The following is a 10,967-nucleotide window of genomic DNA, read 5'->3' as shown; positions in this document are numbered from 1 at the left end:
CGGCCGGCACGTCCGGCCGGCGGCACAGACCGCGTTGGCGCGTTCATGGACCGGTCCGGGGGATACCGGCCACCCCATCACCGCGTGCACCGCACGCCATAAGGACCTCGGCAGTGGATCAGCGCCCACCGGTTTCATTCGTCCCCGGCCCGGACGCCACCGCCCCGCTGCTGCCGGGCCGGCTTGGCTTCGACCAGGTTGCCGCGGCACTGGTCGCCGACGGCCTGGTGGCCGACAGCGATCTGGAGCGCATCCGCTTCTCCGCCCAGGGGGCACGCAATGCCAGTGAAGTCCATCCGCTGGTGCTGCTGGCCAATCTCAAGCTGGCCGCGGCCGGCGGCGGCGAGCTGGGCCTGGAGCGCCTCACCGAATGGCTGGCCACGCGCACCGGCACGCGCTACCTGCGGGTCGATCCGACCCGGGTCGATGTGTCCTCGGTGACCGCCCTGGTCTCCCATGCCTACGCACGCCGGCACCGCTTCCTGCCGCTGGCGGTGGACACCGAACGGGTGCTGGTGGCCACCAGTGAGCCACTGGCGCAGGAATGGCTGCGCGACCTCCAGCACCTCACCCGGCGCCGGATCGAGCTGGCGATGGTCAACCCGCTGGACCTGCACCGCTACACGATGGAGTTCTACGGCGTGACCCGCTCGGTGCGCGGCGCGCGCGGCGATGTCCGCGGCGAGTCCAGCGGCACCCTGCCCAGCTTCGAGCAGTTGGTGGAGCTGGGCCGTGCCGGCGACGTCAATGCCGACGACCAGCACATCGTGCACATCGTCGACTGGCTGCTGCAGTACGCCTACGAACAGCGCGCCTCGGACATCCACCTGGAACCGCGCCGCGACATGGGGCGCATGCGCTTCCGCATCGATGGCGTGCTGCACAAGGTGTTCGAGGTGCCGCCGGCGGTGATGACCGCCGTGGTCAGCCGTATCAAGGTCCTCGGTCGCATGGACCTGGCCGAGCGCCGCCGCCCCCAGGACGGGCGCATCAAGACGCGGTCGCCAGGCGGACGCGAAGTGGAAATGCGCCTGTCGACCATGCCCACCGCGTTCGGCGAGAAGTGTGTGATGCGCATCTTCGATCCCGATGCGGCCTTCAAGAGCATCGACCAGCTCGGCTTCAGCCCGCAGGAGGCCGCCGGCTGGACCGCCCTGGTCGAGCGCCCGCACGGGATCGTGCTGGTCACCGGCCCCACCGGCTCGGGCAAGACCACCACCCTGTACTCCACGCTCAAGCGGCTGGCCACGCCGGACGTCAACGTCTGCACGGTGGAAGACCCGATCGAGATGATCGCTCCCGAGTTCAACCAGATGCAGGTGCAGACCAACATCGACCTGGACTTCGCCAGCGGCGTGCGCACCCTGCTGCGGCAGGACCCGGACATCATCATGATCGGCGAGATCCGCGATCTGGAGACCGCGCAGATGGCCGTCCAGGCCTCGCTCACCGGCCACCTGGTGCTGTCCACGCTGCACACCAACGACGCCGCCTCGGCCATCACGCGCCTGCTCGATCTGGGCGTGCCGCACTACCTGCTGGCCTCCACCGTCAACGGCATCCTCGCCCAGCGCCTGGTGCGCACGCTGTGCCCCAGCTGCAAGGTGCCGCACGTCCTCGGCGCCGAGCAATGGGCCGTGCTGGCTGATGCCGATGAAGCATTACCTCAGACCCCCACGCCATATGCACCGGTAGGTTGCATCGAGTGCCGCCGCACCGGTTACCTCGGCCGCGTCGGCCTGTATGAGCTGCTGCCATTGGGTTCGCGGCTGCGCAGGATGATCCGCGCGGACATGGATATGGCCGCTTTCAACCGCGCCGCGCGTGCTGAAGGCGTGCGAACCCTGCGCCGCGCGGGGCTTGAAAAGGTGGCGGCAGGGCTGACTACAATCGAGGAAGTCCTGTCCGTACTGCCACCCCCGGATGAATCCAGCCCCCTTCCTGATCATTGAAACCGGCCAGCCCGTCGCCTCGCTGCGACGCTACGGGCGCTTTCCGCACTGGATCCGCGTCGCCGCCGGGCTGGACGCCGACGAGACCGTGGTCGTGGACGTCGAGCATGGCGAGGCGCTGCCGGCGCACCAGCAGTTCGCCGGGGTGATCGTCACCGGGTCGGCCGCGTACGTCACCGACCATGCCGACTGGAGCGAACGCAGCGCCGACTGGCTGCGCACCGCCGTCCACGCCGGGCGCCCGGTGTTCGGCATCTGCTACGGCCACCAGCTGCTGGCCCATGCGCTGGGCGGCGAGGTGGCCTACAACCCGGCCGGGCGCGAGTCGGGCACGATCGAGCTGGCGCTGGACCCCACCGCCGACAGCGATCCGCTGTTCGCCGGCCTGCCCACCCGCTTCCCGGCCCACGCCACCCATCTGCAGACGGTACTGCGCGTTCCCGACGGCGCAGCGGTGCTGGCCCGGTCGGCGCAGGACAACTGCCATGCCTTCCGCTGGGGCCGGCAGGCGTGGGGCGTGCAGTTCCATCCGGAGTTCGCCACCCACCACATGCGCGGCTACGTGCGCGCCCGTGCCGAGTGCATCCGCCAGCACGGCGGCTGCGCGCGCAGCGTCGCCCGCGCGGTCAGCGCCGCGCCGCTGGCCCGCCAGCTGCTGCGCCGCTTCGTCCGCCAGGCACGCCTGGCCTGAGCTGCTCGCGTCCCGGCATCATGCCTGCGCGGGCTTCAGGTCACGCGCGCGGAAAACAGGGATAATCGGGATTCACCGGGCGCCCGCGCCCCTCCCCCCAGTTTTCGGAATGGTATGAGCGAGATTCGCAAGCTGCCGGCCTCTGCCGGCGCGGAATGGCTGCTGTCCGGTTTCTCCCTGCTGCGCAGAGCGCCGCTGGCCCTTGGCCTGCTCGGCGTGATCTGGGCGGTGGTCGCCCTGCTGGTGATGTCGCTGGCGGTGGTCAGCCCGGCGCTGAGCACGCTGGCACAGCTGCTCATGGCGCTGGCCGGCCCGCTGTTCTTCGGCGGCCTGGTGTGGGCCGTTCGCGAGGTCGACCTTGGCCGCAGCGCGCAGCCGGCGCACCTGCTGCAGGGCCTGTACGAAGGCCGTGCGCTGAACCTGCTGGCCTCGCTGCTGCCGCAGCTGGTGGCCGGCCTGTTCCTCGGCGCATTGCTGCTGATGCTGATCGGCAGCAGCGGCCTGCAGCACCTCAGCGAGGTGATGGAGCAGCTCAACACGATCAGCCAGTCCGGCGCGCAGCCGGACCCCGCCCAGATCGAGGCGCTGGCCGCCAGCCTGCCGGCCGGCCGCATCCTGTTGTGGCTGGCCCTGGTGGTCGCCACCTTCCTGGCGATGGCACTGGCCCTGTTCACGCTGCCGCCGCAGGTCATGTTCGAACACCGCAACGGCCTGCAGGCGCTGCGCTTGAGCCTGCGCGCCTGCCTGCACAACGTGCCGGCGATGCTGGTGTTCTTCCTGCTCTCGTTCGTGGCCGTGTTCGCCATCTACTTCGCGGTGATGCTGGTGGCGCTGATCGCCCAGCTCATCGGCGGCACCTTCCTGGCGCTGTTCGTGGCCCAGCTGCTGCTGATGGGCGTGGTCATGCCGGTGTTCGCCGGGGCCATCTACACCGCGTGGAAGCAGATGTTCGGCCAGGGCACGGAGCCGCCGCCGATGCCGGGCCCGAACAACATGTTCGCCGCCTGATACAGAAAACCCCGGCCTGCGCCGGGGTTTTTTTGTCGGGCCTGTCACCCGGCACCGCCGCGCTGGCGTGCGCACCACGCAGTGGGGGAGGAACCTTGCCGTCGCTACTGCGGCGATGCGCCCGGCGCCGGGCGCGGCACCAGCCAGCGCGCGGCATGGATGCCCAGCTCATAGAGCAGGCACATCGGGATGGCCAGCATCAACTGCGACACCACGTCCGGGGGCGTCAGCACCGCGGCCAGCACGAAGATACCCACCACCGCGTACCCGCGGCCTTCCTTGAACTGCTGCGGGCTGATCCAGCCCAGCAGCGTCAGGATCACCATCGCCACCGGCAGTTCGAAACTGCTGCCGAACGCAAAGAAGATCGCCAGCACGAAGTCCAGGTACGCATTGGCGTCCGGGGTAATCGCGATGACCTCCGGCCGGAAGGTGGTCAGGAAGTGGAAGACCGCCGGCAACACCAGGAAATAGGCGAACGCACAGCCGAGATAGAACAGCAGCACCGACGACACCAGCAACGGCACGGCCAGCCGCTTCTCGCGCGCATACAGGCCCGGCGCCACGAAGGCCCACAACTGGTACAGCAGCCACGGCACCGCCACGAACACCGCCACGAAGAAGGTCAGCTTCAGCGGCGCGAAAAACGCGCCGGCCGGGTTGGTCGCGATCATCGATTGCCCGAGCGGCAACTTGGAGATCAGCGGTTCGGCCAGCCACGTGTAGATCTTCTGGCTGAAGGGCATCAGCCCCAGCAGCACCACGCCCAGCCCGAGCAGGGCACGGACCAAGCGCGCGCGCAGTTCGATCAGGTGGTCGACCAGCGAACTTTCAGGAGAGCTCGTCTCGCTCATCGCGGTGCCTCCGGCGGCGAAGGCGCGTCCGCGCGCGGCGCGCTGCCATCAATGCCCGGGGGCGAGGCCGCATCGTGGGTCGCGTGCGTCACCACGGCCGGATCAACGGCGTCCACGTCCTGCCCTGTCGCGTGCTGGGCCATGCTGGCCGGCGAACCCGGTACCGGCCCGGTCATCAACGGTGCGGCGGCCTCATCGGCAACGGCCTGCCCCTGCTGCCGGGCATGGCCACGCAGCTGCTCGGCTTCGCGCCGGACCGCCTCGCCGCTGGCGCGCAGTTGCGCTTCGGTGTCCTGCACCGAGGCCTGCACATCGTGGAACTGCCGCTTGATCTCTTCGGCGTGCAGTTCGCGCTCCAGCTCCTGCTTGACCGAGTCCCACTGGTTGCGCGCACGCCGCACCCACAGCCCGGCAAAGCGCGCGGCCTTGGGCAGGCGTTCGGGACCGAGCACGACCAGGGCCACTACCGCGATGACCAGCAGTTCACTGAAACCGATATCGAACACACCGACCGCCCGGGATCAGCGCGGGTCGCGGTCGTGCTCGGCCTGCGACGACTTGGCCGCGTCCTGCTGCGAGCGCGACGCATCGCCGAGCTGCGCGGCCGGCTTGTCGTCGTCGTGCATGCCCTTCTTGAATTCCTTGACGGCGCTGCCAAGGTCCTTGGCGCCGCTGGTCAGTTTCTTGGTGCCGAACACCAGCAGAACGATGACCAGCACGACCAACCAATGCCAGATGCTGAAACTGCCCATGAGCTGCTCGCGTTACGTAGTGATCAGACGGTTGAGCATAGCGCACCGGTGGTAAGCCGGCGCGCGTGACGAAAGTCAGTTGCCGTCCAGCGATTCAGTCCGGACTTCGCCTTCGCCGATCGGCTGGAAGCCCTGCTGGGGCGCGGGTTGCGCCGGCACGGCCTGCAGCGGCGCCGTGGTGGCACCGGCAGCAGGCGCGGGCGCGGCCCGTTCAGCCACGGCCGGGGCAGCGGAACGCGGCGCCGGGGCAGGCGCGGCACCGGCCGTGCCGCGCTTCTCGCGGGCTGAATAGGTGGCTTCTTCCAGACGGTCACGGAAGGCCACCACGTCGATCGACGGCGGCTCACCCACGCGGCCTTCAAAGACCATGCGCGGGGTGGTGTTGCTGCCGTAGGCGTCCAGGTTGGCGGCATCGTCGATCTGCAGCACGGCGCCATCCAGCGCCACGCCGGCGAACAGGCCACGCGCACGCGACCAGGACCAGATCTCGGCCTTCAGCTGGCCATCGGTGGCGGCGGCCGCGTTGCGCCCGACCGGACCGGCCGCGACACCGGCATCGGCGCCCAGGGTGAACTTGCCGTTGACGAGATTGTCCAGGCTGCGGTCGTTGCGGAACACCAGCACCACGTCCGAGGACTGCACGCCGGCCTGGAAGCCGATGCTGCCGCCGGTGAGCTTGACGAACACCGGGTTGGACCAGCTGCCATCGGGCATCTTCACCGACATCAGACCGTGGCCACGGCGACCACCGATGACCAGACCGGCCTTGATCGTGTCGGGAATGACCACGACCGCGCGGCCTTCATCCAGCAGCTTGTCGGGAATACCCTGCTCGGGAATGTCCTGGATTTCGTTGAGGACGCGCACCGCGTTGCGCGCACGCTGGTCCTCCTGTGGACCGGCCAGTGCCTGGGTCGACAACAGGCTGGCGGAGATCAGCAGTACTAGGCTCAGGCGGCGCATGGTGGGCTCCAGAAGTCGGGACAGAGGAAGATAGAGCAAGTAACTGAAAGTAGAAGGTTTGCCATGAATCAGCAATGAGCGTCCCGGTCGAGAATACACGCCCTCGATGGGCACAATAGTGTCTATCGACCCCGACAATCGCGTAGACCTGCGAGAATAGCCCCCATGCTCGACGCACCCGACACCGCCGTGCTGGCGGTCAACCTAGGCACCCCCGAAACGCCCACCGCTCCGGCGGTCCGTCGTTACCTGGCCGAATTCCTCAGCGATCCGCGCGTGGTCGCGATCCCGCCGTTGCTGTGGAAGCCCTTGCTGTACGGGCTCATCCTGCCGTTGCGCAGCGGCCGCTCGGCGGCCAAGTACGCCCAGGTCTGGTTGCCTGACGGCTCGCCGCTGATGGTCCATACCCGGCGCCTGGCCGAGGCCATGCAGGCATTGATGCCCAACCTGCGGGTGCGCTACGCGATGCGTTATGGCGCACCGGCGCTGACGGCCGAGCTGGACCGGCTGGCCGCCGAGGGCATGCGTCGGATCGTGGTGCTGCCGCTGTATCCGCAATATTCGACCACCACCACCGCCTCGATCGAGGACCAGGTGCGCGACTGGCAGCCGCGGCACCCGGGCGTGACCGTCACCCTGGTGCGCGACTACGCCGTCGATCCGGACTGGGTCGCCGCCGTCGCCGCCAGCATCCGCCAGTGGTGGGCGCAGCACGGCCGCGGCGAGAAGCTGGTGTTCTCCTTCCACGGCATCCCGCAGCGTCTGGCCGACGCGGGCGATCCGTACCCGCAGCGCTGCGAAGCCAGTGCGCAGGCGATCGCGCAGGCGCTGGAGCTGGGTGCCGATGACTGGCAATTGACCTACCAGTCGCGCTTCGGCCGCGAGAAGTGGCTGCAGCCGTACGCCGAACCCACGCTGTGGGCGATGGCTGAACGGGGCACGCGCCGCATCGACGTGGTGTGCCCCGGCTTTGCGACCGATTGCCTGGAAACACTGGAGGAAGTGGCCCTGGGGTTCACCGAAACCGTTGCGGCGCGCGGCGCCACCATGCGCTACATCCCCTGCCTCAACGATGCGCCCGAGCACGCCCTGGCGTTGTCGCGGCTGAGCATCGCCGCACTGGCATGAGCCTGCAGCCGTTCTCGATCGACGTCGCCGGCAGCGCGGTGGCGGGCCTGCGCGCGTCCGCGCCGCACGGCGCCCGCGTGCTGGCGCTGCATGGCTGGCTCGACAACGCGGCCAGCTTCGTCCCGCTGGCCGCCGAGCTGCCCGGCCTGGACCTGGTGGCGATCGATCTGCCCGGACACGGCCACAGCGCGCACCAGCCTCCCGGCACGCAATACAACACGCCCGGCGCGATCTGCCATGTGCTGGATGTTGCCGACGCGCTCGGCTGGGACCGCTTCTCCCTGATCGGCCATTCGATGGGTGCCGGCATCGCCAGCCTCACCGCGGCCGCCGCGCCCGAGCGGATCGAACGCCTGGTCGCGATCGAAGCGCTCGGCGGTCTGCGTGGGCCGGAGAATGAGACCGCGCAGCGCCTGCGCGACCATGTGCGTGCCGCCCGCGCCCTGCCGGGCAGGAACCTGCGCGTGTTCCCTGACCTGAGTACGCCCATCCGTGCCCGGATGATGACCAACCAGCTCAGCGAGCCCTGCGCGCGGCTGCTGGTGGAACGCGGCGTCAAGGCCGTGGACGGCGGCTACAGCTGGTGCAGCGATCCCCGCCTGATGCTGCCCACGGCGATGCGCCTGAGCGAAGCCCAGATCGACGATCTGTTGGCCGCCATTGAATGCCCCACCCAGGTGATCTACGCCACGCCGGCGCAGTCCTACTACCCCGAGCCCCTGCGCAGCCAACGCATTGCACTGCTGCGCGATGGCCGCCTCGCGGTATTCCCCGGTACCCACCACCTGCACATGGAGCATCCGCGACAGATCGGTGAGGTGGTCCGCGGCTTCCTGGCCGCCTGACCCCCGACACGTGCTGCCGCGCACATGCGGCGGCGTACTGCGACACCGTGTCGCACTCAATTTTCCCGGCGATCGACCGATACCGTAGGGGCAGGTGGGAGGAGTCCACCTGTGCCGTCGCATGCTCCGCCACCGCGAAGCCGCGCATCACCCACGGTTTCCAGGACCCTCATCGCCATGCCGTACTGGCCGTGCCATCGCCCACAGGACCGGGCCATGACGGGGGTGATCGCCACCGCCGCCGCCGCGAGTGCGCCCTGCGTCCCCCATCGTCCCGCTTTCATTGCCGTGTCCCCTGCCCCTGCAGTGTGCGACGCGGCGTCTGCCTGTCCGCACGCGCCGTCGCGGCCCCCTGCTTCCTGCTGATTCCGGAGTCGTCATGTCTGCCCTTCCCAACACCCCTTCCCGCCCGCCGGATCGTGCGCGCAGGCTTCCCCTCACCATCGACACCGCGGCGCTGCTGGCCGCCGCCGCGCTGCTGGCAACCGCCCTGGCGATGGCGTTCTGGCACCGTCAGCCCGCGCCGTCGCTGGCCGCGGCCGTCGGCGCGGCCCTGGTGTGCGCGATGGCGCTGCGCCAGCGCCGACAGACCCGTGCGGCTGCCCTGGATGCACGGCGCGCCGCCGGGGCCGCTGACGACCTTGCCCGGCACCGCGCACGCGACGATGCCGCACACCGCGAGAACGCGCAGATCCGCCAGGCGCTGGATGTGTCACGTACCGCGATGATGATCGCCGACAACGACCACGTGATCCGCTACGTCAACCAGTCCGTGGTCACCCTGCTGCGCAACCAGCAGAGCAGCCTGCGCGAGGCCTTCCCCGATTTCGACGCCGATCATCTGATCGGCAGCAGCATTCATCGCTTCCACGTTGACCCCGATCGCATCCGCGGCATCCTCAACACCCTCAGCAAGGCCCATCACGGGCGTGTGCGGATCGGACCGGTGCACTTCGCCCAGGTTGTCACCCCGGTATTCGACGCACGTGGCCAGCGTCTCGGCTTTGCCGTGGAATGGCACGACCGCACCCAGGAGCTCCTGCTGGAGAACGCCGTGGCCGGCATCGTGGCCGCCGCCACCAGGGGCGACCTCGATCAGCGCCTGCCCGCCAGCAACAGCGGCGTCAGCTTCCTCGACAGTCTGACCGGTGGCATCAACCACCTGCTCGACAGCGTGGGCGGCACCGTCGGCGAGATCCGTCGTGTGCTCTCCGCGCTTGCCGAAGGCGACCTGGACCAGCGCATGCAGGGCGAGTTCGACGGTTCGTTCGCCGCCATGCAGCGCGATGCCAACGCGACCGCCGCCCAGCTCACCGCAATGGTCGAGCGGATCAAGCAGTGCACTGCGTCAATCTCGATGGCCGCCAGCGAGATCGCCAGCGGCAACAGCGATCTCTCCGAGCGTACCGAGCGACAGGCCGCGCATCTGGAGGAGACCGCCGCGTCGATGGAGGAGCTGACCTCGACCGTGCGCCAGAATGCCGAGCACGCCCGCCAGGCCAGCGCGTTGGCACAGGGGGCACACGACGTCGCCAGCCGTGGCAGCGACGTGGTCGGCCGCGTGGTCACCACGATGGACACCATCCAGGGCGCGTCCACCCGCATCGCCGACATCACCCGCGTGATCGACGGGATCGCCTTCCAGACCAACATCCTCGCCCTCAATGCCGGCGTTGAAGCCGCCCGCGCCGGCGAGCAGGGCCGCGGCTTCGCGGTGGTGGCCAGCGAAGTGCGCATCCTCGCGCAACGCTCGGCCGATGCGGCCAAGGAGATCAAGCACCTGATCGAGGACGCCGCCACCCATGTTGCCGACGGCGCCCGCCTCGTGCAGGACGCCGGCCGGACCATGCAGGAAATCGTCAGCAGCGTGGGCGGAGTGAGCGGCATCATGGTCGAAATCTCCTCGGCATCGCAGGAACAGGCCGCCGGCATCGACCAGGTCAACCAGACCGTCGCCCAGATGGACGACGCCACCCAGCAGAACGCCGCGCTCGTCGAAGAAGCCAGCGCTGCAGCGCGTCTGCTGGAGAGCCAGGCCCGGGAACTGACCGACGCGGTTGCCGTGTTCCGCCACCAGGCGCAGACCGACACCGCACCGCAGGGAATGCGCAGCGCGGCGTGAACCGCGCACTGCGATGAGACAAGGAAACGGCGCCACGGGCGCCGTTTTTTTTGGGGCGAGGGCGAGCGTTGAGCGCCCCCTTGATGTCCAGCAGGTGCCGACCGCCGGTGGGCACGGTCCGTCACCGCACGCAGCGCCCGCCGCTGCACGCCGTCGCCCCACCAGCGGCCGGTGGCGACCTGGGATCTGAGCGCATGGGCCGCGATCGGGGGTACTGCGTCCCGATGTGGACCGGCGTCCGGTAGGTGCCGACCACGGGTCGCACCGTGCACCACCGCACGTTGCGCCCGCCGCTGCGCGCCGTCGCCCCACCAGCGGCCGGTGTCGACCTGGGATCTGAGCGCATGGGCTGGGATCCGGTACTGCATCCCGATGTGGACCGGCGTACGGCAGGTGCCGACCACAGGTTGCACCGTCCATCACCGCGTGCAGCACCTGGGCCGCGATCCGGGGGTGCCGCGTTCGAATGTGGATCAGCGGCGTACGGTCATGTCCACCATAGGGGAGCGATGCATCACCGCCGCAGGTAACGCACAAAGAAAAAACCCCACTGCGTGAGCAGCGGGGTTTTTGGGGTGTAAACCCTGGCGATGACCTACTCTCGCATGGCTTAGGCCACACTACCATCGGCGCAGCTGCGTTTCACTTCCGA

The 10,967-nt window shown here is 69.2% G+C and carries 10 protein-coding genes; 6 read left to right on the top strand and 4 right to left on the bottom strand.

Features of this window, described 5'->3' with window-relative positions; all coding sequences use genetic code 11:
* Nucleotides 1-113: 113 nt before the first annotated feature.
* From ACPEH1_RS16105 to ACPEH1_RS16095, 3 genes are all read left to right on the top strand, one after another.
* Nucleotides 114-1,952 (top strand): GspE/PulE family protein, encoded by a 1,839-nt coding sequence (locus ACPEH1_RS16105; protein WP_423667551.1) that lies wholly within the window; start codon nucleotides 114-116, stop codon nucleotides 1,950-1,952.
* Nucleotides 1,924-2,643 carry a glutamine amidotransferase gene (locus ACPEH1_RS16100; protein WP_153165134.1) on the top strand — a complete coding sequence of 240 codons (720 nt, stop codon included), beginning with the start codon at nucleotides 1,924-1,926 and terminating at the stop codon, nucleotides 2,641-2,643. Before ACPEH1_RS16105 ends, ACPEH1_RS16100 begins: the two co-directional genes overlap by 29 nt.
* A gap of 114 nt (nucleotides 2,644-2,757) precedes the next feature.
* Entirely contained in the window at nucleotides 2,758-3,651 is an 894-nt protein-coding gene (locus ACPEH1_RS16095) for a BPSS1780 family membrane protein (RefSeq protein ID WP_136006485.1), read from the top strand.
* A gap of 104 nt (nucleotides 3,652-3,755) precedes the next feature.
* Here the strand turns inward: ACPEH1_RS16095 and tatC are convergent, their stop codons facing one another.
* From tatC to ACPEH1_RS16075, 4 genes are all read right to left on the bottom strand, one after another.
* Complete coding sequence (gene tatC, locus ACPEH1_RS16090; protein WP_136006487.1) at nucleotides 3,756-4,505, bottom strand: twin-arginine translocase subunit TatC; 750 nt, start codon at nucleotides 4,503-4,505, stop codon at nucleotides 3,756-3,758.
* Complete coding sequence (gene tatB / locus ACPEH1_RS16085; RefSeq protein WP_136006488.1) at nucleotides 4,502-5,011, bottom strand: Sec-independent protein translocase protein TatB; 510 nt, start codon at nucleotides 5,009-5,011, stop codon at nucleotides 4,502-4,504. Before tatB ends, tatC begins: the two co-directional genes overlap by 4 nt.
* Before the next feature lie 15 nt (nucleotides 5,012-5,026).
* A complete protein-coding gene (gene tatA, locus ACPEH1_RS16080; protein ID WP_136006490.1) occupies nucleotides 5,027-5,257 on the bottom strand; it encodes a Sec-independent protein translocase subunit TatA in 231 nt (76 codons plus the stop codon).
* A 75-nt stretch (nucleotides 5,258-5,332) separates the two neighbouring features.
* Nucleotides 5,333-6,220 carry a lipid-binding SYLF domain-containing protein gene (locus ACPEH1_RS16075; protein WP_136006492.1) on the bottom strand — a complete coding sequence of 296 codons (888 nt, stop codon included), beginning with the start codon at nucleotides 6,218-6,220 and terminating at the stop codon, nucleotides 5,333-5,335.
* 165 nt (nucleotides 6,221-6,385) lie between these two features.
* On the opposite strand from ACPEH1_RS16075, the gene hemH reads away from it, so the two are divergent.
* From hemH to ACPEH1_RS16060, 3 genes are all read left to right on the top strand, one after another.
* Nucleotides 6,386-7,348 (top strand): ferrochelatase, encoded by a 963-nt coding sequence (gene hemH / locus ACPEH1_RS16070; protein WP_017357584.1) that lies wholly within the window; start codon nucleotides 6,386-6,388, stop codon nucleotides 7,346-7,348.
* Nucleotides 7,345-8,193, top strand: coding sequence for an alpha/beta fold hydrolase (locus ACPEH1_RS16065; RefSeq protein ID WP_423716052.1), 849 nt, complete (start codon nucleotides 7,345-7,347; stop codon nucleotides 8,191-8,193). Before hemH ends, ACPEH1_RS16065 begins: the two co-directional genes overlap by 4 nt.
* Before the next feature lie 379 nt (nucleotides 8,194-8,572).
* Complete coding sequence (locus ACPEH1_RS16060; RefSeq protein WP_423716051.1) at nucleotides 8,573-10,315, top strand: methyl-accepting chemotaxis protein; 1,743 nt, start codon at nucleotides 8,573-8,575, stop codon at nucleotides 10,313-10,315.
* Nucleotides 10,316-10,967 lie beyond the last annotated feature (652 nt).

This window comes from Stenotrophomonas sp. NPDC077421, from assembly GCF_049545505.1.
Taxonomy (GTDB): Bacteria; Pseudomonadota; Gammaproteobacteria; order Xanthomonadales; family Xanthomonadaceae; genus Stenotrophomonas; species Stenotrophomonas nematodicola.
The sequence above is the reverse complement of the archived record's forward strand: the minus strand, read 5'-3'. Positions and strand labels throughout refer to the sequence as shown.

Excerpts from the sequence above, each read along its gene's own strand:
- ACPEH1_RS16100 (WP_153165134.1), top strand. The coding sequence starts at position 1,924 with ATGAATCCAGCCCCCTTCCTGATCATTGAAACCGGCCAGCCCGTCGCC.
- ACPEH1_RS16095 (WP_136006485.1), top strand. The coding sequence starts at position 2,758 with ATGAGCGAGATTCGCAAGCTGCCGGCCTCTGCCGGCGCGGAATGGCTG.
- tatC (WP_136006487.1), bottom strand. The coding sequence starts at position 4,505 with ATGAGCGAGACGAGCTCTCCTGAAAGTTCGCTGGTCGACCACCTGATC.
- tatA (WP_136006490.1), bottom strand. The coding sequence starts at position 5,257 with ATGGGCAGTTTCAGCATCTGGCATTGGTTGGTCGTGCTGGTCATCGTT.
- ACPEH1_RS16075 (WP_136006492.1), bottom strand. The coding sequence starts at position 6,220 with ATGCGCCGCCTGAGCCTAGTACTGCTGATCTCCGCCAGCCTGTTGTCG.
- hemH (WP_017357584.1), top strand. The coding sequence starts at position 6,386 with ATGCTCGACGCACCCGACACCGCCGTGCTGGCGGTCAACCTAGGCACC.
- ACPEH1_RS16065 (WP_423716052.1), top strand. The coding sequence starts at position 7,345 with ATGAGCCTGCAGCCGTTCTCGATCGACGTCGCCGGCAGCGCGGTGGCG.
- ACPEH1_RS16060 (WP_423716051.1), top strand. The coding sequence starts at position 8,573 with ATGTCTGCCCTTCCCAACACCCCTTCCCGCCCGCCGGATCGTGCGCGC.